General features: G+C 65.2%; 18 protein-coding genes. 9 read left to right on the top strand and 9 right to left on the bottom strand.

What is annotated here, in order from left to right; all coding sequences use genetic code 11:
- A partial coding sequence (locus F3J44_RS29610; RefSeq protein WP_205299973.1) for a hypothetical protein occupies positions 1–186 on the top strand: 186 nt, incomplete at its 5' end.
- Positions 187–246: 60 nt separating this feature from the next.
- On the opposite strand, the gene F3J44_RS18100 is transcribed toward F3J44_RS29610, so the two are convergent.
- Both F3J44_RS18100 and F3J44_RS18095 read right to left on the bottom strand, forming a co-directional pair.
- On the bottom strand, positions 247–1155 hold the full coding sequence (locus F3J44_RS18100; protein WP_167274664.1) for a LysR family transcriptional regulator: 909 nt from the start codon (positions 1153–1155) through the stop codon (positions 247–249).
- Positions 1156–1278: 123 nt separating this feature from the next.
- Positions 1279–2337: a sigma-54-dependent Fis family transcriptional regulator gene (locus F3J44_RS18095; protein ID WP_167274661.1), complete on the bottom strand. Its 1059-nt coding sequence runs from the start codon at positions 2335–2337 to the stop codon at positions 1279–1281.
- Positions 2338–2631: 294 nt separating this feature from the next.
- On the opposite strand from F3J44_RS18095, the gene F3J44_RS18090 reads away from it, so the two are divergent.
- The 5 genes from F3J44_RS18090 (at position 2632) to F3J44_RS18070 (ending at position 10383) form a co-directional block, all read left to right on the top strand.
- The gene (locus F3J44_RS18090; protein WP_167274659.1) at positions 2632–3705 is read left to right on the top strand and encodes a PhnD/SsuA/transferrin family substrate-binding protein; all 1074 of its coding nucleotides are present in this window, start codon (positions 2632–2634) and stop codon (positions 3703–3705) included.
- An 11-nt stretch (positions 3706–3716) separates the two neighbouring features.
- Complete coding sequence (locus F3J44_RS18085) at positions 3717–4940, top strand: lipase family protein (RefSeq protein WP_167274655.1); 1224 nt, start codon at positions 3717–3719, stop codon at positions 4938–4940.
- A gap of 12 nt (positions 4941–4952) precedes the next feature.
- Positions 4953–6152: an LLM class flavin-dependent oxidoreductase gene (locus F3J44_RS18080; RefSeq protein ID WP_167274653.1), complete on the top strand. Its 1200-nt coding sequence runs from the start codon at positions 4953–4955 to the stop codon at positions 6150–6152.
- Between the two features lie 4 nt (positions 6153–6156).
- Positions 6157–7710: an ABC transporter substrate-binding protein gene (locus tag F3J44_RS18075; RefSeq protein WP_167274650.1), complete on the top strand. Its 1554-nt coding sequence runs from the start codon at positions 6157–6159 to the stop codon at positions 7708–7710.
- 96 nt (positions 7711–7806) lie between these two features.
- Positions 7807–10383 carry a TonB-dependent siderophore receptor gene (locus F3J44_RS18070; RefSeq protein ID WP_167274647.1) on the top strand — a complete coding sequence of 859 codons (2577 nt, stop codon included), beginning with the start codon at positions 7807–7809 and terminating at the stop codon, positions 10381–10383.
- A 114-nt stretch (positions 10384–10497) separates the two neighbouring features.
- Here F3J44_RS18070 and F3J44_RS18065 read toward each other — a convergent pair whose 3' ends face one another.
- The 7 genes from F3J44_RS18065 to F3J44_RS18035 all read right to left on the bottom strand — a co-directional run bounded on the left by F3J44_RS18065 (position 10498) and on the right by F3J44_RS18035 (position 18822).
- Complete coding sequence (locus F3J44_RS18065) at positions 10498–12276, bottom strand: ABC transporter ATP-binding protein (protein ID WP_167274645.1); 1779 nt, start codon at positions 12274–12276, stop codon at positions 10498–10500.
- Positions 12273–13100, bottom strand: coding sequence for an ABC transporter permease (locus F3J44_RS18060; RefSeq protein ID WP_167274642.1), 828 nt, complete (start codon positions 13098–13100; stop codon positions 12273–12275). Before F3J44_RS18060 ends, F3J44_RS18065 begins: the two co-directional genes overlap by 4 nt.
- The gene (locus tag F3J44_RS18055) at positions 13093–14169 is read right to left on the bottom strand and encodes an ABC transporter permease (RefSeq protein ID WP_167274639.1); all 1077 of its coding nucleotides are present in this window, start codon (positions 14167–14169) and stop codon (positions 13093–13095) included. The genes F3J44_RS18060 and F3J44_RS18055 overlap by 8 nt, the downstream gene beginning before the upstream one ends.
- On the bottom strand, positions 14162–15736 hold the full coding sequence (locus F3J44_RS18050; protein WP_167274637.1) for an ABC transporter substrate-binding protein: 1575 nt from the start codon (positions 15734–15736) through the stop codon (positions 14162–14164). The genes F3J44_RS18055 and F3J44_RS18050 overlap by 8 nt, the downstream gene beginning before the upstream one ends.
- Before the next feature lie 10 nt (positions 15737–15746).
- Positions 15747–16934 carry an LLM class flavin-dependent oxidoreductase gene (locus tag F3J44_RS18045; protein ID WP_167274634.1) on the bottom strand — a complete coding sequence of 396 codons (1188 nt, stop codon included), beginning with the start codon at positions 16932–16934 and terminating at the stop codon, positions 15747–15749.
- 76 nt (positions 16935–17010) lie between these two features.
- Positions 17011–17742 (bottom strand): class II aldolase/adducin family protein, encoded by a 732-nt coding sequence (locus tag F3J44_RS18040; protein ID WP_167274631.1) that lies wholly within the window; start codon positions 17740–17742, stop codon positions 17011–17013.
- Positions 17743–17760: 18 nt separating this feature from the next.
- Complete coding sequence (locus F3J44_RS18035; protein ID WP_167274629.1) at positions 17761–18822, bottom strand: ABC transporter substrate-binding protein; 1062 nt, start codon at positions 18820–18822, stop codon at positions 17761–17763.
- Positions 18823–19122: 300 nt separating this feature from the next.
- Between F3J44_RS18035 and F3J44_RS18030 the strand changes: the two genes are divergently transcribed.
- The 3 genes from F3J44_RS18030 to F3J44_RS18020 all read left to right on the top strand — a co-directional run bounded on the left by F3J44_RS18030 (position 19123) and on the right by F3J44_RS18020 (position 24065).
- Positions 19123–20355 (top strand): acyl-CoA dehydrogenase family protein, encoded by a 1233-nt coding sequence (locus F3J44_RS18030; protein WP_167274626.1) that lies wholly within the window; start codon positions 19123–19125, stop codon positions 20353–20355.
- 91 nt (positions 20356–20446) lie between these two features.
- Complete coding sequence (locus F3J44_RS18025; protein ID WP_205299972.1) at positions 20447–22222, top strand: ABC transporter ATP-binding protein; 1776 nt, start codon at positions 20447–20449, stop codon at positions 22220–22222.
- Positions 22215–24065 (top strand): ABC transporter ATP-binding protein, encoded by a 1851-nt coding sequence (locus F3J44_RS18020; protein ID WP_167274624.1) that lies wholly within the window; start codon positions 22215–22217, stop codon positions 24063–24065. The genes F3J44_RS18025 and F3J44_RS18020 overlap by 8 nt, the downstream gene beginning before the upstream one ends.
- Positions 24066–24191 lie beyond the last annotated feature (126 nt).

The raw sequence follows: 24191 nt of genomic DNA, 5'->3' as shown, positions 1-24191 counted from the left end.
GTAGAGGTAGACTGTTTCGACTTTGGCGTCGGGTCGCATCATGGTCGGCGGGCTCCGGAAAGAAATCGGGAGCACAGCATCCGGGATCAGTTGAGCGCTTTGAATGTGGGGTTCATGGAGCGCTTACGAACAACCTTTGACATGTCTTTGTTCCTCTTGCGAATGCTCAAAGCTCAAAATTACTGAGCTGCAAGCCGAAGAAAAAGGCGTGCCCGAGTTACAGACTGGTATCCACAGAATTACCAATCAAGGCTGGGTCAAGCCCTTGTCTGCCATCAGTGACCTTAGCCATGCGACAAAGACCTCGACTGTCGGCGGCATCAGGTCGCGATGGGGGTATAGGATCGAGACGCGCTTGGAAGGGATTGGGCAATGTTGCATCACCCGTACCAGCGCGCCGGACTCAAGATGAGCCTGAACATTGAGCGCAGGGCCTTGAATCAGGCCAAACCCCGCCAAGGCTGATGCGACGAATCCCTGAGTATCGTTCACATTGATTGCCGACCTGACACGAACGGTCTGGACTTCATCGCCCTGAACAAACAACCATTCCAGCGTGCGAGGATTGCTGCCCGAGAAATAGTTCACCGCGAGGTGTTCGCTTAGATCAGCAATGCGCTCAGGCACCCCATGTCGAGCGAGGTACGCAGGGGATGCACAGGTCACCATGGGCAGATAACCAATCCCGCTGGCTATCAGGCTGGAATCTTCCAGTGCGCCAAGCCTCACGACGCAATCGACGCCTTCGCTGATGAGGTCGATCGGCTTATCACTGGTACCCAACGTCAACTCAATCCCAGGATAGCGTTGCTGGAACGCCATGAGTGACGGAATGATGAGCAGGTGGCCTACCGATACTGGCAAGTCAACACGCAGCTTCCCGACCAATCGCGCAGGGCGATCACCCAGCGACGCCATTGCCTGCCCGACATTGTCGAGGATGGCCTTGCATCGGTGGTAAAACGCCTCACCTTCCGGGGTCATGCTGAGCCTGCGTGTCGACCTGTTGAGCAGTCGCCCATCAAGCCGCTGCTCCAGAAGCTGAATTGACTTTGACACAGCCGGCCGGTGCATGTGGAGCGACTGTGCAGCGTTGGTAAAGCTGCCCGTCTCCACGACGCTCACGAACACCTGCATCGCATTCAGCACATCCATTGATGACTCCGGGTAAAGAGGTTGAACCGCCGCAGCTTACCAATGCTGTTCAGTTAGGCAATTCAATCACAACCCGAAGCGTCAAATGCCGATGGTGCCAGTTTGCGGGTGAAGCAGCACAATTCAGGCTTTAGACAACTCCCCAATCTTCTCCAGCCGCGCACGCACGATGTTGCGGCTGATGTTCAACAACCGTCCCGTCTGCAACTGGTTGCCATGGCAATATCGATACGCCGCCCTGAACACCGTCTCCTCGATATGCTCATACAAATTCGGCACATTCTTCTCGAACAACGCCAGCAACGCACTTTCAAGGTCAGGCGCTGCCGCGCTCGCTGCAGGCAAGTATCCAGGGACCGCAGGCGCCGACACCTGTGGCCTCATATCGACCAGGTGCAGGTCCGCCGGCGCCACCACTTGATAGCGGCACACCAGCAACGCATGGTGAATGGCATTTTCAAGCTCGCGGATGTTGCCAGGCCAACTGTGCGCCAGTAGCTTGCGCTCGGCATCCGGGCTCAGCGATGCCCGTTCGTAGCCCAGCCGGCGGCAATGCTCTTCAATGAAAAACTCCGCCAGAGGCAGGATGTCTCCTGGCCGCTCGCGCAAGGGCGGCAGGCGTATGGTCGCGACATGCAGCCGGTAGAACAGGTCCTCTCGAAAATGCCCCGCCACTACAGCATCGGCCAGGTTGACGTTGGTCGCCGCCACCAGCCGCACGTTGATCGGAATCGGCGTACGTGAGCCCAGGCGCACCACTTCACGCTCCTGCAGCACCCGCAGCAATTTCACCTGCATGTTCAGCGGCAGGTCGCCAATTTCATCGAGGAACAGCGTGCCGCCATTGGCCGCTTCGAACCAGCCGGCCTTGACGCTGGTGGCGCCGGTGAACGCACCTTTTTCGTGGCCGAACAGTTCGCTTTCCACCAAGGTTTCGGCAAAGGCACCGCAGTTGACCGCCACGAATGGTTCACGACCCCGGCGGCTGAGATGGTGGATATGACGGGCAACCAGCTCTTTGCCGGTGCCGGTTTCGCCGATGATCAGGGTATTGGCTTCGCTAGGCGCCAAGCGCTCGATGCGGCTGAGCAGTTCCTGGGAGCGCGGGTCCTTGAACACGAGCACGGTGGCACGTACCGACTTGGTCAGCTCGCGGGCATTGGGATGGGTGATCAGCGACATAGGGGCATTCCTGGCAGTTGACGCGCAGGCCCATAGTGCATGAAACAAATTAGATCAAAAAATTATTAATTAATATTTAGATATATCAAATAGAAATATTTAAATTTCCAGCAATTGACTGCTGCTACAGCAGCAACCCGCCAGCACTCCCCTGCCCGCCGATCAGCAGGCACGGCCTCTCTGTCCCGCTAGCTATCCCCCGAACACCGCGAATTCAAAGGGCTGTAGCCACATCATGGCAGGCTGGCATGTATTTCGCTCTTGGCTTGCAGTACCTATTGCCTGGAGCTGCACATGAATAATCCCTGGCGTCATATCCTCACCCTGCTGGGCGGCCTGACCCTTAGCTTGGCTGCGCTGGCAGCCGAGCCACCGGCGGCGGTGCGCATCGCCATCGTCGCCTTCACCCAGGGCGGTACCCCGGTGTTCGGCGGCATCCCCGGGCGGGTGATTGAAGAAGGCTGGCTGGAACAGCAACTGGCTGCCCGCGGCGTGAAACTGCAATGGACTGCCCTGCCCCACGCAGGCGCCGGGCCGCAGATCAACGAAGGCTTCAGCAACGACAGCCTGGACTTTGCCGTACGCGGTGACCTGCCCTCGGTCATCGCCGGGGCTGGCCAGGTGCCCGGCAAGCTGGTGGTACCGGGCGGCAGCGGCAACAACATCTATCTGGTGGTGCCGAACGACTCGCCGGCGCGCAGCATCCAGGACCTCAAGGGCAAACGCCTGGCCTTGCACCGCGGCCGCCCGTGGGAGTTCGCCTTCAGTAACTTCCTGCAGAGCCAGGGCCTGGCACTCAGCGATTTCAAGATCGCCAACCTCAACCCCCAGGTAGGCGCCGCAGCCGTGTCCGCCGGCAAGGTCGATGCGGCCGTACTGCTCAACGAAGCCTATGCCCTGGAAGACAAAGGCGTGGCACGCATCCTCTGGTCGACCAAGCAAGGCGCCAACGACTGGCGACTCGTCTCCGACCTGTGGGGCACTGACCGCTTCGTCGAGCAACATGCCGACCTGACCCAACTGGTGGCCACCGCCTGGGTGCGCGCGGCCTGGTGGATCTCGCAAGAGCAGAACCGCGACGGCTACTACGCGCTGTCGTCCCGTGCCGGTGTCAGCGAAAGCGTGCTGCGCCGTGACGACCAGAACGACCCGGTCGCGTGGAAGACGCACTGGGCGCCGAAAACCGACGCCCAGCTCAAGGCCCACTACGACGCACTGGGCCAGTACGCCCTGGCCAACCGGTTGATCCGCACGCCCTACGACATTACCCGCGACCTGGCCACGGGCTTTACCCGCCAGGCACTCATCGACCTGCAACTGACCCACTACTGGCCGTCGCTCGACGCCCAGATCAGCCAACAACCTTGAGAACCTTACCCATGAAACTGCCTGCTTCGCTCATCTTCGGCCTCAGCACCCTGGCCCTGTCCATCGGGGTCATGGCCGCTGAAACCTACGTCCCCAAACCCGACCCGCAACAGGGCGATGGCCGTGTGTCGGCCTTCTACACCTGGAGCAAGGCCATCCCCGCCACCCCCGGCAAGCTGCTGCGCAGCGAACCACTAGAGCAGGCACTTAGCCTGCCCAATGCAGCCAGCGCGCAACGCATTCTCTACACCTCCCTGGATGGCATCGACGGCAAGACGCCGATCGTGGTTTCCGGCGCACTGTTCATTCCCAAAGGTAAGGCGCCGGCAGGCGGCTGGCCGGTTGCCAGTTGGGGCCACGGCACCGTCGGCGTGGCGGATATCTGCGCGCCGTCCTGGGCTGGCCGCAGCTACCGCGACGTGCAATACCTGAACCGCTGGCTCGATGAAGGCTACGCCATCGTCGCAACCGACTACCAGGGCCTTGGTGTCCCGGGCGGCCACCCGCTGCTGAACAACCGCATGGCTGCGTACGGCATTCTCGATGCGGCCAAGGCGGTGGTCGCCGGCGTGCCGGGGCTGGCCGACAAGGTGCTGATCATTGGCCAGTCGCAAGGCGGCGCCGGGGCCTTTGCCGCCGGGGCCTATGCGGCAACCTATGCGCCCACGCTGGGCGTCAAGGGCAGTATCGGCACGGGGGTGATCTACACCGTGGGCTCGAAGAGTGTCGGTGAGCAGGACCAGGACAAGGTCGACCCGGCCCTGGCCTATGGCTTCTATACCCTGCTGGCTGCGCAGCAGTATGACCCGAGCATCGACCCACGTGACTTCTACACCGACAAAGCCCTGCCACTGTTCGAACAGGCCCGCACCAGCTGCCTGTCAGCACTGGTCAGCGATGTGGTCGGCACAGGCCTGACCCCAGCCAACGCCAAGAAAGACTACAAGGGCGACCAGCTCAAGCCATGGCTGGCGCAGGTATCGTACCCCACCCTGAAACTGGCCCAGCCGATCTTCATCGGCACCGGCGCCGAGGACAAGACCCCCGCCGCCGCCACCCAAGTGGCGTTGATGGAGGACGCCTGCAAGGCCGGCTCGGTGGTGCAGGGCCACCTGTACAAAGGCCTGGGCCACAGTGAAACGGTGAATGCCTCGCTGAAGGACTCGATCCCCTTCGCCCGCCAGGTCATCAGTGGCCAGCCCGTCACCCCCAATTGCAGCCCAAGCGTCCAGTAAGGAAGCCAACCCATGAGCATCGAATTCTTCACCCGCTTGCCACTGCATGGCGAAACCCAGTTCCTCCCCGGCGACCCGCGCAACCGCGGTGACTGGCATGCGGGAGGGCCCAGCACCGGTGCGGTGTCGGGGTTTGCCGTCGGTGATCACTTCACCTATATCGACTACCTCGGGCAGATCGCCCGCGCTGCTGAAATCAACGGTTTTGGCGGCGCGCTGATGGTCAACGCCCCCACCGGCGAAGAACCCTGGACGGTGTGCTCGCTGCTGGCCCGGGAAACCCGCACACTGAAATTCGTCACCGCGTTCCAGCCTTATCACTACACCCCGTGGGTCGCTGTGCAACAGGCTGCGACCTACCAGCGCGCCACCGGTAACCGCCTGGTGTGGAACATCATCAACGGCGGCTCGGATGCCATCCAGCGCCAGGTCGGCGACTTCGAGGACCACGACCAACGCTATGCCCGTGCCACCGAATTCATGGACGTGGTGCGCGGCTACTGGCACAACGAGCAGTTCCACTACGAAGGCGCTTACTACCGCGCCGAAGGCGGCGGCTTGCGCGGCCCGCTGAAAAAGGCCGAGCTGCCACTGATCTGCACCGCGGGCTCGTCGGTAGCCGCGCGCGAGTTTGCCGCAAAGCACGCCGATTTCTACTTGATGCGTGCCGAACACCCGGACGAGATCGCCGCACTGATTGCCGACATCCGCACCCGCGCGTTGAAGTGGGGCCGTACCGACATCCGCTTTGGCCTATCCATCGACGTCATTGCCCGTGATACCGAAGAAGCCGCGCTGGCCGAGGCCAAGCGCTTCTTCGACGAAGGCGTGGCCAAGGGCACGGTCAAGACCCGCGCGGCTCACGCAGGCCTGCGCACGGCGCGCAAGCTAAGCTATGAACACGGCTACAACGACCAGGGCGACCAACAGACGTTCGACAACTTCTTCATCCACCCCAACGTGTGGACCGGTTTCGGCTACATCGGCGTCCCGCCGGGCTGCGCACTGGTCGGCAGCTACGCCAACGTGGTGGCACGCATTGGCGAGTACCACGGCATTGGTGTCGACCTGTTTTTCCTGGCCGGCTACCCACACCTGGAAGAAGCCTACCGGATTGGCGAGCACATCCTGCCGCACTTTCGCCAGCAGCGTGCCCCCCTGGCCCGCCAGCCGGCCGGCCCCGTGCAACTGCACGCCAGTAACGGAGCCTGACGCCATGGCCTGGGACGGATACCCACTGAGCCGGCGCACCTTTCTGGGCCACGCCGGCGTACTGGCCGGCGGTGTACTGGTCGGCTGCGGCCCGGCCGACAGCCCGGCCCATGGCACAGCCGATCAGCCGCGCCATGGTGGCCGCCTGCGCTTAGGGATCATCGACGGCAACCAGAGCGGCAACCTCGACGCCCACAAGCCTATTGGCAGCGGCATCGTGCGTGGGTTTGCCCTGTACAGCAAACTGTGGGAGTGGGACGAGCAGATGCAGCCGCGCCTGGCCCTGGCTGAGTTCGCCGAGCCCAACGCCGATGCCAGCGGCTGGACCTTGCGGCTGAAACCGGGGCTGGAATTCCACCACGGCAAGACCATCGATGCTGACGACCTGATGTTCTCCATCCGCCGCCTCACTGACCCGCAACTGGCCTCGCCCTACGCGGCGCTGCTGCACTGGGTGGACCGCGACAATTTGGTCAAGCTGGACGAGCGCACCGTGCGCCTGGGCTTTCGCGATGGGCGCAGCTACCTGCCACTGCCGGAAACCTGGGTCAACTTCGGCGGCATCGTGCCGGTCGACTATCACCCTGTCACCAACCCGGTCGGTGCCGGGCCGTACAAACTGAAAAGCTTCACCCCGGGCCAACGCTCGTTGTTCACGCGCTTCGCCAACTACTACAAACCCGGCAAGCCCTATGCCGATGAACTGGAGATCATCGACTTCAAGGACCAGACCGGCCGCCTGGCGGCGTTGCGTGCCGGGCAGATCGACATGGCCAATGTCATGTCCACCGAGCATTTGCAGGTGCTTCAAGCCGACCCACGGCTGCGCCTGCTGAAATCGGTAAGCGGCAACTGGCTGTCGTTTGACATGAACACTGCCAAGGCGCCGTTCGACGACCCGCGTGTGCGTGAGGCGTTCCGCCTGCTGGCCGATCGCGAGGAACTGGTGCGCCGTGCGCTGAACGGCCAGGGCCGGGTGGCCAACGACCTGTACGCACCGTTCGACCCTACCTTCGACCACAGCATTGGCCCGCGGCCGCACGACCCGCAGCGGGCAGCGCAAATGCTGCGTGAAGCCGGGCATGCACAGTTGCAGGTGGAACTGGTGACCACGCCTGGGCTGGGGCTGGCTTCGGCACTGGTGCTGGCCGAACAGGCCCAGCGTATCGGCGTGACCATCAACGTGCGCCAGGTCGACCTGGCCACTTTCCAGGGCCCGCAGCGCGACGACTGGACGCTCAGTACCGGTGGCAGCATCGGTGCGCCGTTCCTGGCCAGCGCCATCCATACCGACGCACCGTTCGCGGTGGCCAACAAAACCCACTTCCACGACCCGGAGTTCAGCGAGGCATTCCTCGCCGCCATGGCCCAACCGGACCTGGAACAACGCAAGGCGCTGGTGCACCGCGCGCAACGTATCCAGTACGAACGCGGCGGCATGCTGATCTGGGGCTTTGCCGACCTGCTCGACAGCGTCAGCACCCGCGTGGGTGGCGCGCAGGCCGAGCAGTCGCTGTTCAGTACCTGGCGGTTCGAGAGCCTGTGGCTGAAAAGCTGATTCAGCGTTAGGCATCCAGGGCCGCCGTACCCCCTCAGAACCTTCAACCGCAGGCGCGGCTGCGCCCTGCCCCCCCTATCGAACGAGGCTCAGCCAATGCCCCGCGTTAACTTGTTGCACCCGAAATTCCAACCCAGCACCCTGGCGCTGGCCATTCTCGCCGCCACCATGCCGATGGCGCATGCCGAAGATACCCAACTGCAAACCGTCACCGTGCAGGCTGAACAGGCCGACGACGACGCCCTGCCCACCCGTCCGCCCGCCTCGATCTACGGCGGCCTGGAAGCCAAGGTGCTGGATACCCCGCGCTCGGTCACCCAGGTCAATGCCGAACAACTGGCCAACGACCCGATCCGCAGCGCCGATGACCTGGTCAAGTACGCCCCCGGCATTACCCGCGGCGGTGGCCAGAACGCCGGCATCGCACCGCAGATGCGCGGGCAGAACACCGAGGTGTTCCAGGACGGCCAGCGTGCCTACGGCGTGCGCCACCCGGCCAACTTCAATGCCTATGAAGGCGCCGACATCGTCGCAGGGCCGTCTTCGGTGACCTACGGTTCGGTCAGTGGCAGCGGCGGCTACGTCAATTACCTGAGCAAGAAGCCCGATTTCAACCGCTTTCGCACCAAGCTCAGTGGAGAGATCGGCAGCTGGATCCCCGATGGCGAATCACGCGATGCGACCAAGTTCAGCATCGACAACACCGGCCCGCTGACGGACAACCTGGCCTACCGGGTGAGCATCTCCCGCCAGCGCCAGGAAGACTTCTACGACAACGTCGAGAACAACTTCGACGCCTTCTACGGCGCGTTGGCCTGGCGTAACGACAACCTGCGGGTCGACTGGAACGCCGCCTACGATGACTACTACGACTACAACATCACCCACGGCTGGAACCGCGCTACCCAGGGCCTGGTCGACCACGGCAAGTACTACGCCGGGCGTGCCACACCGATCATCCAGAACGGCAATACCTTATGGTCACCGGTGCTGTCATCCGGTGCAGCCGACGCCCAGGTGCTGGGCTGGGTGCAGCGCCAGCGCAATGCCCAGGGCCAGTATCAGGTCGTCGACGGCAGCTTCCAGGGCGCATCACCCAATACCCAGGCCAGCCCCGGCAGCCTGCGTGGCTGGGTTTACGATCCATCGCTGGCGGGAAACGGCCTGACCTCGTTGTCGTCCCAGGCCGGCCAGCGCGCGCAGGATGAAAACCGCTCGCGGCGCTTTACCACGCAACTGCGCGTGGAAGGTGACCTGAGCCCATCGATCACCCTGGCCAACAGCACCTTCTACCAGCATTCCACCGACACCACCGATGCCGTCGGGGCGTTCCAGGTGCAGGGCAAGGACGACATTTTCGACAACCGCTTCGAATTTCGCGCCCGTGGCCAGTGGCAGTTGGGCGGCCTGACCCTGGTCGACGACAGCAACACCGGGCTGATCTACCGCCGCGAGCGCAACGAGTCGATCGCCGCCAACAACAGCTTTGGCAGCACCATCAACGCCTATGACCTGACCCTCGACCCGACCTTGAAGAACCCCGGCGACCTGCTCGGCCTGGGCGGGCGCAACCCCGCCGGTGGCAACGCGGCCTGGATCGGCCAACCCGGCGTGGCGCAGTATTCCAGCTACTACGGCTGGCTCAACCTGCCCGCCATGTACCCTGCCGGGCACGGTTTGTATGCCGAATCGGTGGCGCCCTATACCGCCGACAGCACCTGGACCACCAAGACCCTGTTCAGCCAGCACAACCTGCGCCTGGGCGAGCGCGTGGGCCTGAACCTGGGCGCCAGCCGCAGCTGGATCGACGCCCGTATCGAAAACCCCTTCGTGCTACCCGGCGGCAACCCGCGCAAAGACGCGGACAACTACCGGCTGTTCTCGGTGCAGGTCAGCCCCTATTTCAAACCCACCGAAAACAGCACGCTGTACTACACGTTCGACCGTTCCCTCGCCGTGAACACCGGCTTCTTCACCAACGGCTTGGGCTGGGGCAGCGGCGCGGGGGCCAACCAGCTCAACCCGCTGGCCTTCGAGAGCCTGAGCGTGTTGCATGAGGTTGGGTTGAAAGTGGAAGCGGTGCCCGACCAACTGTTCCTTACCCTGGCCGCCTACAAACAGGCCCGCGACCAGTCGCCGGACAGCAACAACAACATTGCCCGGCTGATCGTCAAAGGCTGGGAGGCGACCCTGCGCTACCAGGACCAGCACCTGCGCGGCGGCCTCAACCTCAGCCGCATCAGCGCCTACAACGAATTCACCAGCCAGGCTGGGTTTGCCTCGGCGGGGTTCATTGCCGATAACGGCACGGTATTTGGCGACAACAACAGCCTCAACCAGCGCCCGTCGGGTAAGTTCGATGCGGTGCAGATTCCCGAATACAACGTCGGCGGGTATGTCGACTACCGCTTCGACTCAGGGTTTGGCGTCGAGCTTTCCGGCTGGTGGACCAGCAGCTGGTACCTGAACCTGAGCAAGACGGTGAAAGTGCCAGACGAATACAACCTCGACCTTGCCGTGTACTACCGCCAGCCGCAGTGGGGTGTGACCGTGCGCATGCTCAACGTCACCGACGAGCTGAATTTCGTCAGCGGCCTGGCCGGCTCCACCAATACCTTCCTGCAACCGATGCCGGGCCGCACCTTGCTGGCACAGGTGGACTACCAGTTCTGACCGGCCCAAGGCCCCCTTGTAGGAGCGGGCTTGCCCCGCGAAGCAGGCGACGCGGTGCGTGGCACCGGCTTCGCCGGTGTTCGCGGGTCAAGCCCGCTCCTACAGAATTCCCCGTTAAATCAGGTAGTTACTATTTGAATCCGCTACCAGGCTTTGGGTATAGGCCTGCGCCGGTCGGTCCAGCACCTGTGCGGCGCTGCCCTGCTCCACCACCCGCCCGTGGCGCAGTACCAGCACCCGGTCGGCAATCGCCCGCACCACGCCAAGGTCGTGGGTCACGAACAACAACGTCACCCCCTCCCGCTGCAAGCGCTGCAGCAAGGCCAGTATCGACGCCTGCACGGAGACATCCAGCGCCGAGGTGATCTCGTCACACACCAGCAATTTCGGTTCGCAGATCAAGGCCCGGGCAATCGCCACCCGCTGGCGCTCACCACCAGACAAGCTATGCGGGTACAAACCCGCCACCCGCGCCGGCAGCGACACCCGTTCCAGCACGGCCTCGACCCGCTGACGCGCTTGCTCTCCACGTACCCCGAAAAAGTGCGCCAACGGCGCGCTGAGCGTTTGCCCGATCGTCTGCCTTGGGTTCAAGGCCCGATAGGGGTTCTGGAACACATACTGGATCTGGTGACGCAACCGGGCATCACGTTCGCGCGCGGCAAACGCCAAGGGTTTGCCGGCGTAGCGCATTCGCCCCTGAACGTTTTCGCCCAGCCCGGCAATCGCCCTGGCCAGGCTGGTCTTACCCGAACCCGACTCACCCACCAGCGCCAGGCACTCCCCTTGCCCCACCCGCAGGGACACATCGAACAGCACCTGGCGATCGTAGGCGACATCCAGCCCCTGAACCTCCAGCAACACAGCGCCGCCCGCTGCAGCAGCCTCGAAGGCCGCCTCGCCCAGCGGCAGGGGCTCTTGGTATGGCACCAGGCAGGCCACCCGATGCCCACTGTCGTGCGCCAACAACGACGGCTCGATCACTGAACACTCTGCACGACGCCTGCCGCAGCGCGGCGCAAACGCACAACCATCCGGGCGCTGCCCCGGTGCCGGTGCATGCCCGGCAATCGCCTGCAACGGCTGGCGCTGGGCAATGTCGGGAATGGCCGCGAGCAAGGCGCGGGTGTAGGGATGCAGCGGTACGCGAAACAGCGCCTCGCGCCCGGCCACTTCCACCAGCCGCCCGGCGTACATCACCATCACGCGGTCGACCAGGTCCCGTACGACCGCCAGGTCATGGGTGACGTAAAGGGCCGCCACACCTTGGTCACGGCATAGCCGCTTGAGGGTCTGCAGCACATGGGCCTGGGTGGTCACGTCCAGGGCGGTGGTGGGCTCGTCGAGAACGATCAGTCGGGGCCGCAAGACGAACGCCAGCGCCAGCATCACCCGCTGTTGCTGCCCGCCAGACAGTTGATGCGCAAAGCGCCGCAGGAAGGCGTCGTCATCCGGCAGGCCCACATCCAGCAGGGTTTCGCCGATGCGCTGGCGTGCGGCCTCACGCGACAGCCCGGGCTGGTGCGCCAGCAGGGTTTCACGCAGCAAGGTTCCCAGGCGCAACGCCGGGTTCAGCGCCGTGGCCGGGTCCTGGGCTACGTAGCCGACCAGCCCGCCACGGGCCAGGCGCAAGGCCTCGCCTTCGAGTTCGAGCAGCGACTGCCCGGCCACCACCACTTGCCCGCCAACAATGCGCGCACCCTGCCGGGCATGGCGCAGCAACGCCGTGGCCAAGGTGGTCTTGCCCGAGCCGGACTCGCCCGCCAAGCCAACGATCTCCCCTGCCGCAAGGCTGAAGGACACCTCGGCCAGCACATCGACCTGCCCGGCCAGCTCTACCCGCAGGTTGCTGACCTGCAGCACTTCACTGGCCACATTCAACTGCGCGCTCATGGTTGCTTCTCCCCAATCCGTGCACTGGCCCGGCCGATGCCTTCGGCAAGGATGTTGGTGCCATAGGCAAACACCCCGATCAGCACTGCAGGGGCCACCACGGCCCAGGGCTGCACCAGCAGCCCGGCCTGGTTTTCATTAATCATCAAGCCCCAGTCCGCCGCCGGCGGTGCCACCCCGTAACCCAGAAAACTCAAGCCAGACAGCATGCCCACCGCCCAGGTCAGCATGTTGCCGAAGTGCACGAGCAGCGGCGTGAGGATGTTCGGCAGGATTTCATGAAAGAGGATGCGCCACCGCGGGTACCCCATCATCTGCGCCGCCTCGACGTATTCCTGCCCGGCCACCGCCACGGCACTGCCACGGGCCAGGCGGACAACCCCTGGGGTAAAGGCGATGACCACGGTCAGTACGATCAGCCAAGGTGCTCGGCCGAGCATGGACACGATCAGCAGCACCAGGATCAGGTCCGGAAACGCCAGCGACACATCGGCCGCCCAGCTGATCGCCTGGTCCAGGCGCCTGCGCGCGAACCCGGCCAACAGGCCCAGGCTGCCGCCCACCAGCAATGCCAGGGTGGCCGCCGCCACCGACATCCACAGCACCGACAGGCCGCCGCTGAGCAACCGCGACAACACGTCATGGCCCAGGAAGTCGTGCCCCAGCGGCGCCCCCGCAGCCGGGGGGCCGTACACCGGCCCGACCATCGCCGTAGGCGCATGCGGTGCCAGCCAGGGGCCAAAAGCGGCCAGCAGCGCCACCAGCAAGGTAATAACGGCGCCACGCCGCACCTGTGGGTCGGCCAGCCAACGGGAATCAGTCATGGGTAGCCTCCTGGGCAGGGGTGCTGCGCGTGCGCCGCCACCATGGGCGAATGCCACGGCGGATACGGCGAATCATCCGCACCCGGCGTGCGGTGCGCAGCTTGGGGGTGAGCAGTACCGTCAGCAGGTCGGCCAGCAGGTTGATCAGCACCACCGCCAAGGTGATGACCAGCACCACGCCCTGGATCATCGGCAGGTCGCGCATCTGGATCGCCGCGTTCAACGCGGTGCCGATACCTGGGTAGCTGAAAATCACCTCGGCCAGCAGTGCGCCCCCGACCAGCGTGCGCAGGGTAAGTGCCACGCCCTGGATCGCCGGGGTCAGGGCATTGGGCAAGGTATGCCGCCAGACGATGCGACGCTCGGGGATACCCCGCAGGCGCGCGGCAATCACGTACTCGGACTCCAGCGCCTCGATCATTGAAGCCCGCACCAGGCGCGTGAGGTACGGCAAGGCCGTCAGGCTCAGGGCCAGCACCGGTAGCACCAGTGACGGCCACTGCCGCCACAACGGCAACTGCGGGTCGAGGATCGACACCGCCGGCAGCCAGCCCATCCCCGGCATGGAAAACAGCAACACAAGGCCGATGGCCAGCAGAAAACCCGGCGTGGCCTTGAGCAGGATCAACGCCGACAGCCCCCAGCGGTCGAGGCGGCTGTCACGGCGCAGGGCCAGGCCTACCCCCAGCAACAACGCCAGCGGCACCACCAGCGCCAACACCCCGGCCAGCAAGGCCAGGGTATGGCCGAGGCGGCCGAACAACAACTGCGCCACCGGTACCTGGGAGTCCAGCGAAATGCCCAGGTCCCCGCGCAGGGTGGCACCCAGCCAACGCAGGTACTGCAGCAAGATCGGCTGATCGAGGCCCAGTTGCCGCTGCAAGGTGAGGATGCTTTCCAGTGGCGCATCCGGGCCGAGAATCACCCGCGCCGGGTCTGAGGGCAGCGCCTGGGTGGCAATGAACACCACCAGGCTGATTACCCAGGCGGTCAGCAGCCCATAACCGAGGCGGCCAATGAACCAGGCCAGCCAGGCCGGTGTGCGAGGTGTGTGGTGAGCGTCAGGCATTGGGGTTCAACCAGAGTTCGTCGAAGCGCCAGGAGGCGAAGGTGGTCTGCTCCGGAGCAAGCCCGCCAACCTTGGCCGACGCAGCATCGAGCACGTCGGAGAAGCCCCAGATCAGCAACCCGCCACGTTCGTGCTGGATGGCCTGGGCCTCATGCACCAAGGCCTTGCGCCGCGCCAGGTCGGGCTGGGCCAGGGCCTGTTGGAACAGTTCGGTAAAGCGCGGATCGTGGAAGTTGCTGCGGTTATAGATGGCCTGCGGTGCATCGTTGTGCAGCGCCGAGGCAAGAAAGCCGCGCGCCGGCGTCGCGCCTGGCGACAGCTGCCATTGCTCGCGTTGCGGGCCGTTGAAGACGGACCCGTCCACCTGATTGACCTTCACCTGCACCCCGGCTTTCAGGGCCTGCTGGGCAAACACCAATGCCGCGTTGACGCCCGGCCCCGGCGTGGTAGTCAGCTCGACGCGCAGGTCACTTTGCCCCGCCTGGCGCAACAGCGAACGGGCCTGGTCCAGGTCGTAGGGGCGCTGGGCGATGGTGTGGTTGTAGGTAGGGTCATGTGGCGAATACAGGTCATTGGCAACCCGGCCAAAGCCATTGAGCCCACGCGCCACCAGTTCCTGGCGGTCGGCCAGCAGGCGAAACGCCTGGCGCACGCGCACATCCTGGAACGGCGCCTTGGCCAGGTTCAGGTTGAAACCGGTGAACGAGGTGGTCGGCGAGGCATACAGGCGTAGCCGTGGGTCGGCCTTGAGCAGCGCGCTGTGCTCGGCCTGCACACCACTGGCCACGTCGATCTGCCCGGCGCGCAGCGCTGCGGCCCGCGACACCTGGTCCTTGAATTCGATGATTTCCAGTTCATCGGCATAAGGGCGGTTGGGCTTGTAGTAGTTTTCAAAACGGGTGTAGAGCGAGCGCTGGCCGGGGATGAAGCTTTTCAGCCGGTAGGGCCCCGCGCCCACCGGGTTGGTCACCGGGTGGTAGTCGGTAGGCACAATGCCGCCGAAACTGATTAGCGTCTCATCCAGCGGGTAGAAGCTTTGCCCCTGCTTGAAGCGTATTTCAATGGTGCGCTCGTCCAGCTTGCGCAGCGCCTGCCGATCAATCGCGCCAACCAGCCCGGCAAATGGCGAGGCCAGTTGCGGGTCGGTCAGGCGCAGGATCGAGAACAGCATGTCGTCGGCAGTGATGCTTTTACCGTGGTGGAACTCCAGCCCAGGCTTGAGGCGGAGGGTCCAGGCGCTGGCATCGGCATTCGGCTCGGCGAACTCGGCCAGCGCCAGGCGCGTGCTGACGTCGGCGTTCCATTCCCAGCACTTGGCGTACAACGCCCAGCCACGGATGATGCCGCCGCCTACCGGTTTATGGGCATCGAGGTTACCAGCCTGGTCACCCTCGATAATGCCCACCCGCAAGCGCCCACCACGCACTGGCGTGCCCGGCAGGGCTGCACTGGCCGCGGCCGGCGTGCCACCGTCGCAGCCGCTGAGCAGGCCACCACCGAGCAGCAGGCTGCCGCCAACGGCCAGGCTGTTGCCGAGAAACACCCGGCGCGAAAACAGCTCGCTCATCACCCTCTCCTCACGCCGGTTGCGCCACGCCAGGCTTGCTGACTGCGCCCAGGCGAGGCACATCGAAGCCGTGGTCCAGGTCCAGCAGCGGGAACAGCAGGTCTGCTACCCGGTGCGCCTCATCAATCAGCGGGAAGCCGGACAGGATGAACGCCGAGGTGCCCTGCGCTTCGTACTCGCGGATGCGCTCGGCAACCTGCTCGGCACTGCCAACCAGGTAAGTGCCGGCAGCCGGGCCGAGGATGTTGAAGCCGAACAGGCTGGGGCCCAGCCAGACATTGGGGTAGATCTCCAGCTCGCGGGCGGTGGGCAGGCGCCCGGCGCGGATGCTGTCGAGGTTGCGCTGGATACGCGGGTCGTCGCTGACGTAGCTGTCGAAGGTTTGCCCAGGCGGCAACTGGCGCTCGATGGCCGCGCGCGCGGTGGCCAGCGAGGTCCGCTGCAACAGGCGTTCTGCGTGGGCCCAGGCTTCTTCCTCGGTTTCGCGCACGATCACTTGCAGGCGCGTGCCATAGGTCAGTTCACGGCCGATCTTCGCCGCCTCGGCGGCCACCCGGCGGAACTTGTCGCCAAGCTTTTGCGGGGTGTCGGCGAAGCTCAGGTAGACATCGAGCAGTTGCACTGAGTGGGCCACACCCGGCGCCGAGGTGCCTGCCCCCCAAAGCGGGATGCCGGGCTTTTGCTTCGGGGGGTGCCAACCGCCCAGCGGGTGATGGGCAGCGCCTGGCGAACGGGGTGCAAGCTTGACGTAGCGGCCTTCGTAACCGGCGGTTTCGCCGGCGTAGAAGCTTTGGAAAGCGCGCCAGTATTCCAGGCTGAAGTCGTAGCGTTCATCGTGTGGGTAATGCACGCCCAACGTGGCCAAACCAGCGTCGTTGCCGTTGACCACGTTGAACAGCAAGCGGCCGTTGGAGAACTGGTCGAAGGTCAGCGCCCATTTCGCCAACACCGCGGGCGACAGCTCACCTGGGTGCTGGGCGACCAGAAAACGCAGGCGCTTGGTGGCGTCGATCAACGCCGCCGACACGGCCAGGCTTTCGTTGGGGCTGGAGCCGAGCAGCGAGCCGTAGAAGCCCAGGCGGTCGGCGGCGATGGCCAGTTGCTTGAGGTGCTCGAAGTCAGTGTGCCAGCGCCCTTCAGGCTCCCAGGGGTGAGGGCCGTCGGGGGTGGTGAGGTACCAGAGGATTTTTACTGCCATGGGGAAATGTCCATTTCATCAGAGAGGTGCGGGGTTCAAGGGCCTTGGGGCTGCCTTGCAGCCCCCGGCGGTCTGCTTAGCTACGCCGATCGATGCCTGGTACGAGCCCCAGCTCGCTGGCCCGCTCATACAGCCCGCTCATCTTCCATTGCTGGGTGAGTACCCCCGGCCCATAAGGTCGCGACCCGCCAAGGGCATCAGCCAGCAGCTGGATCTGCGCGCCCTCCTCCAGCAACAGGATGAACTCTGCCGTGGCCCGCAGGCCCTGCTTGCCCCACACCGTGGAGCCGCCATTGGCCTCGAGAATGGCCAGGTTGAAGGGGTTCTCGGCGATCTTGTCGAGGATGAAGTCCACCTCGGCCTGGCGCCGGTCGATGTACACCGGCAGCTCACGCGCCAGCTGGTAGCGCTGCACCGGCACGTAGTGGAACGGCAGGGTACGATGGGTTTGGGCCCAGGCGCCGAGGTACGGGCTGTGCACGTGTGACACGGTGGTGACATCGGCGTGGGTCTGGAACAGCTTGGTGTATCGGCCCAGGCCGCCTTTGCCCTTGCCGACGATTACGTTGCCGGCAAAGTCGGTGACAGTGGCCTGCAGCGGCTTGCGATGGTTCCACGGCCCGCCGTAGTTCACCGACACCAGCAGTTCCTCACCGGGCACCCGCTCGATGAAGCCGACGGTGCCATTGGCAGTAATGGTGTTGGTTTCGCGAAATACGCTGAAGGCCGCTTCGGCTTCGGCCACTACCTGGTCGATGAAAGCTTGCAGTTCGGCAGTCACGGGGCGTTCGTTGATCAGTACGGTCATGGTCAATCTCCAGTCAGGTCAGGCGCGGCGCTGGGCCAGCAGTTCATGGGCAGCTTGCAGAGGCCGCGGGTCGACCCAGTCGGCGATGGCGAAATCGGCTTCAAGGAAGCCGTGCAGGTAGAGGAAGTCCTTTTGCGTGCCAAGGAAGGCCAGGCGCTGATCGGACAAGTCCGGTGCCAGGGTGGTGTGGAAGTCGCCACGGTAGGCTTCGGCGACGCCTTGGCTGCCGGCGCGGGTTTCTTCTTCGAGGATGCGCTTGAGCGCGTCGCGGTTGCTGGCGGCCCAGTCAGCGGCGCGCAGGGTCTGGGCAAGAAAACGCACCACCAGGTCGAAGTGGTTGTCGAGCAGGCTTTGGTGCACGGTGATCGGCCGGGGGGTGCCGTTGTTGACGCGGTGGCGCGGGTCGGCCAGCAGGTCGAGGTCAACGCCAACCACCAAGCCCAGCCGGCGTGCGGCATCGGCCGCCGCAGCGCCTTTCACGTACACGGCATCGACTTCGCCACGGGCCAGGTAGTCCAGCCCCGACCACAGCCGTTGCAGGCCCAGCTGCGGGGTGGCAGCGCTGGCCTGGTCGAGCAAGGCCACTTCAACCAGTTGCACGTCATCCAGGTGCAGCCCGGCCGAGGCCAGCGCGCCTTTGTAGCCGTGCAGGCTCATGGCGCGGGCAATGCTGCCAGGGCGGCTGTCGCCCCAGGCCGGCAAGGCCAGGCGCTTGCCACGCAGGTCGGCGGCGCTGCGAATGCCCGAGTCCGGGCGGACCAGGATGGTTTGCCATTCCTCGATCCAGGTCAGGCCGATCAGCCGGCTGGGCGAGCCAGCCGCACGCGCGGCCAGCGCCGGCACGTTGCCGCCTTCGCGAAACAGCCCGGGCAGTTGGTGATCGTAGTGGTGGTGGCCCAGCTGGCGGGCCTCCTGCAAGGTCGAAACCGGCAGGCCATCGGCGGCGAACTCCTGCTCCAGCCAGCCGAGCTTGTAGGCCAGGCCTGAGGCGGTAGGCACCGGGCAGCGGGTGAACCAGATACGCTCCAGGGCGTGCGGGTCGTCGGCCAGAGGTTGCAGGGTAGAGGTTGCGAGGGTCATCGGTGTGGCTCCTTGGGCGTCGTGCAAGCAGCATTGCAGTGTGCGTGCCAACCGCTGGAGGCCTTGATTTGCGTGGGTTTGATAGTTGCAGCAGGGGGCTGGGTGCTGGGCTGGGAGCAGGATTGCGGGTGCACTGCTGCCAGATCAGCAAGGGGGCTGCTGCTGGGGCAGCAAAAGGGGGTGGAGGCCGCGCAGCATGTGGCCTGAAGCACTGTGGCAGAGATATTGCTCAAGGCTTTGGGACCGCGGTTTACCCGCGAACCAGACGCACTGGCCCTTGAGACAAACCGAGACCCCTACATGAGCGCCTTACAACCCTCCCCTGCCCGCCGCTTGACCAGCGAAACCGAAGCCATCGATACCGCCCGCCAGGTCGCCGCGCAAATCGCCGAACTGGCCGCCGACCCGCGCAACAATGGCCAACTGCCGCGCCGCCAGGCCGAGCTGCTGTCCAGCAGTGGCCTGACCGCCATCGCCGTACCCGCCCGGTTCGGCGGCCTCGGCGCCTCGGTACAGACCGTGGTTGAAACCGTGCGCCTGATCTCCACCGCCGACGGCGGCGTCGGCCAGTTGCTGCAGATTCACAACGTGATGCTGCGCGGCATCTTCACCGGCTACGCGGATGAGGTTCGCGACCGGCTGATCGCCGACGTGCTGGCCGGCAAGCGCTTCGGCAATGCCCTGGCCGAGGTGGGCGGCAAGAACAAATTTGCCCTCAAGACCCGCGTCGAGCGCCGCGCCGATGGCCAGTGGGTGCTCAACGGCAGCAAGTTCTACTCCACCGGTTCCTACCTGGCCGAGTGGATTTCCCTGACCGCCGCCAGCGAAGACGGTGGCGTCGGCGTGCTGCTGCACCGCGACACCCCAGGGCTGACCCTGGTCGATGACTGGCAGGCCTTCGGCCAGCAGAACTCGGTGAGTGGCACCGTCAACTTCGACAACATCGTGCTCGACGAGCGCTACCTCACCCGTCGCAGCGGGCCGATGAAGCGCACCGGCCTGACCTTCCCACAAATCCTCCACGCCGCCATCGACACCGGCATCGCCGCCGGTGCCTTGCAGGCCGGCGTCGAGTACCTGCGCGAGCACGCCCGCGCCTGGGTGGAGAGCGGCGTGGAGCGCGCCAGTGACGAGCCGCATGTGATTCGCCAGGTGGGCGAGTACGCCGTGGCGCTGCGCGGCGCCGAGTCGGTGCTGCGCGAGGCGGCGCGGGTGTTCGACGAACACGAGCGCGACCCGGAGAACAAGGCCTTGCAGGATGAGCTGATTCTCTCGGTGGCCACCGCGCGTGCGCATTCCGATGCAGCATCGCTGAACATTTCCAGCGGCCTGTTCTCGTTGCTGGGGGCCAGCGCGTCGCTGAGCAAATGGAACCTTGACCGTTTCTGGCGCAATGCGCGGGTGCACACCACCCACGACCCGATCCGCTGGCGGCTGCACAACGTCGGCAACTACTACCTGAACGGGGCGGACCCGGGGGAGTACACGGCAGTGCTCAATGCCAAGGAAAACCAGGGCGCTACCCGCCGTTGAATGAAGTTGCAGCCGGGGGGCGCGCCGCGCCCCATTCGCGGCAGAAGGCCGCCCCCACAGGGGCGGTGTCGCATTCCAATCGAGCATCTACATGAACCACCCGCTTCTTCGGGCTCTGGCCATTTATCGCGAAATGCCCTGGCGCTTCGCCCTGGTCACGGCCTTGTACATTGCCGGCAATCTTGGCCTGGCCTGGCAACAGTGGTTGATCGGCCACGCCGTCGATGATGTCAGCAGCGGCCGCGCCGTGCAGCGCTTGGCCGACGGCAGCCTGGACGCCCGCGTGGCCTGGCACTGGCTGTGGCTGCTGCTGGCCATCGCCCTTGGCCGCGGCCTGCTGCAATATGCCGCCGCCGTGCTGTCGCTGGTCCTCAGCCAGGCCCTGCTCACGCGCCTGCGTGAACGCATCCTCGTCCAGGTACAGCGCCTGCACCTGGGTTACCACTGGCGCCACGGCATGGGCGAGCTGGTCACCCGCACCACGCGCGATGCCGACAAGGTGCGCGACGCGCTGATTACCTTCTGGCGGCAGATCATCGAAACCCCGCTGGTGGTCATCGCCGCCGTTGGCTTGCTGAGCTGGTACGACCCGCTGCTGGGCCTGGTACCGCTGCTGCTGACCGGTGTCGGGCTGTGGCTGTTCGTGGTGCAAACCGATCGCCTGGTCAGGCTGGACCGCGCCGTAGGTGCGGCCTACGACCAGGTCAGCCAGGACCTGGCCGAAGGCATCGGTGGGGTTCGGGTCATCAAGGCGTTTGGCCTTGAACACCAGCGCATCGCCCGCTTTGCCAGCCAGGTCGGGGTGTTCACCGGCCACGCCCGGGCCGCCCTCGCCTACGCCAGTTCGCGCATTCCATTGCCACAGGCCGTGGTCGCGCTGGGGCATGTATGGATTCTGGTCTACGGTGCCCACCGGGTGGCCGCCGGCGCGCTGGGTATCGGTGAGCTGGTCACGTCGCTGCTGGTAGCCACCACCTTGGTGTTCCGTATCGAAGGCATTGGCCGGGTGATGCAGACCTTTGCCGATGCCCGCGCCAGTGCCGAACGTATCTGGCAGCTGCTGGACGAGCGCCCGGCCATCGTCACTGGCAAGGCCAGCCTGCCCGCCGGGCCATTGGGGCTGAAGTTGAAGCAGGTACAGGTCAGCGCAACTGAAGCCGGCCGGCATATTCTGCAGGACTGCTCACTGACCTTGCAGCCTGGCGAAGTGGTGGCGCTGGTTGGCGCCACCGGCACCGGCAAAAGCTTGCTGGCCAGCCTGTTGCCGCGCCTGGCCGATGTGCAGCATGGCTGTGTGCAGGTCGGTTGCGATGCCAACGGCTGGCACGATGTACGCGACTTGGACCTGGCGGACCTGCGCCGGCGGGTACAGGTGCTGCCGCAAGAGAGTTTCCTGTTCTCCGACAGCCTGGCGGCCAACCTGCGCCTGGCCGCACCGCAGGCCAGTGACGCTCAGTTGCGTGAAGCGCTGCGCATGGCCGCCGCCGAGGATGTGCTGGAACGCCTGGCCCACGGCCTGGATACGCCACTGGGTGACCGCGGCGTGACCCTGTCTGGCGGCCAACGCCAGCGCCTGTGCCTGGCCCGGGCGCTGTTGGGCGCGCCCGACATCCTCTGCCTGGACGACGCCACCAGCGCCCTCGATGCACTGGGCGAGCGCCAGGTGCTGCACAACATCCGTCGCCTGCACAGCACCGGCGGCCATGGCCCGACCTTGCTGCTGATCACCAGCCGGTTGTCCACCCTGCTGCTGGCCGACCGCGTGCTGCTGCTGGAAAACGGCCGCATCAGTGCCAGCGGCAGCCATGCCCAGCTTAGCGCCCACAACACCCATTACCGCGACCTGTTGGGGATCGACCATGACTGATGCACAACATCCCCCTGCCAGCGATATCGACATCGAGCAACGCCTGGCCCGCCAGGCACTGGACCGCAGCATGTTACAGCGCCTGCTGCCACTGTTGCGGCCGATTCGCAGGCAGATCCTGGCAGTGATCGGCATCGAGCTGCTGCTGGTATTTACCGTGTTCCTGCGGCCATGGTTCGTCCGCGAATTACTCGACCAGGGCCTGGTGGCCAGTGCCGATCACTGGCTGCTCGACGAGCGCCTGGTGCTTTGCCTGGGCCTGGGGCTGGCAGCGAGCTGGCTGGGGCGCTTCCTGTTGGCCGGGGTATCGCAGTTCATTGCCGGGCGCGCGGCGATCCGGGTGCTGAATGACTTGCGGGTAACGGTGTTCGCCCATGTGCAGGCGCTGTCGGTGAGTTACTTCGACCAGACCCGAGCCGGGCGCATCATCGCGCGCGCCGACCGCGACGTCGATGCGCTGGAGCCGCTGTTGGTACAAGGCCCGCCGGAGCTACTCGGCGCCTTGCTGCGCTGCGGCCTGGCGGCGGTGATGCTGTGGCGCATCGAGCCCAGCTTCTTTTACAGCCTGGCCGCCACCGTACCGCTGCTGGCCGTGGCCACCTGGCGCTTCAAGCGGGTATCGCAGCGCAACTGGGCCAAGGTGGCCGAGCAACGCAGCCGTTTCACCGCGCACCTGGTGGAAAGCGTCAGCGGCGTGCGGCTGATCCAGCAGTGCGGGCAGCAACAGCGCAACCAGGCGCGCTACCGGCGCCTGCTGGAGGACTTCAACCAGGCGCTGATTCGCGGCAGCCTGCGCGCCGGCTGGTTTGCCCCATTCACCGCCTTGCTGAGTACCGCCGGCATGGCCGTGCTGTTGCTGGTGGGTGCCCATGGCCTGGCCGAAGGCAAGGTCAGCGTAGGCCAGGTGGCCGAAAGCCTGTTCTATGTGTTTCTGTTCCTTGGTCCACTGCAGGAGCTGTCGGACCTGTTCGAACGCTACGCCACCGGCAGCGCCTCGGCGCAGCGCATCTTCCTGCTGCTCGACACCCGCCCGCAGGTGCTCGACCCTCCCGTGCCACACCCGCTGGCCAGGGCGCGTGGCCAGGTCGACTTCGAGGCTGTCGGCTTTGCCTATAGCGCAAACAGCCCACGGCCGGTAATCGATGGCCTCGACCTGCACATCCGCGCTGGCGAGTTGATGGCGATTGTCGGCCCGTCGGGGCATGGCAAAAGCACGCTGGTGCAGTTGCTGACGCGGTTCTATGAAGTACAGCGGGGCGCCGTGAAGCTCGACGGCATCGACCTTCGCGCGCTGGCCCAGCACAACCTGCGGCGCAACGTGGGCGTGGTGCTGCAGGACAACGTGCTGTTCAGTGGCAGCATCCTCGACAACCTGCGCCTGGCTGCGCCTGCTGCCAGTGATGCACAGCTGATTGCCGCGGCCCGCGAGCTGGGTGCCGACGAGGTGCTGGAACGCCTGCCGCAGCAGTACCACAGCGAAGTCGGCCCACTGGGCGCACACCTGAGCCATGGCCAGCGCCAACTGGTGTGCCTGGTGCGCGCCTACCTGGCCGACCCGGCGGTGCTGGTGCTGGACGAGGCCACCTCGGCGGTGGACGTGCACACCGAGCGACGCATCCAGCGCGCCCTGCGCCGGCTGTGCCAGGGGCGTACGGCGATCATCATTGCCCATCGCCTGGCGACCATTCGCGATGCGGACCGGATTGCCGTGGTGAAACAGGGACGGGTGGTGGAGCAAGGGGCGCATGCCGAGCTGATTGGCCAGGGCGGGGCGTATTCGGCGCTGTATGACGCCTACCAGCGCAGTGCCGGAGAGGTTGCAACCGCGCCTATGAACGCCTGACATGCCGGCCTCTCCGAATCATAACAATTTGATTTAAAGGATATTTCTGTAGGAGCGGGCTTGCCCCGCGAACACCGGCAAGGCCGGTGCCATGCACCGCGTCGCCTGCTTCGCGGGGCACGCCCG

Source organism: Pantoea sp. Tr-811 (assembly GCF_011752535.1).
In the GTDB taxonomy this organism is placed as follows: Bacteria; Pseudomonadota; Gammaproteobacteria; order Pseudomonadales; family Pseudomonadaceae; genus Aquipseudomonas.
The sequence above is the reverse complement of the archived record's forward strand: the minus strand, read 5'-3'. Positions and strand labels throughout refer to the sequence as shown.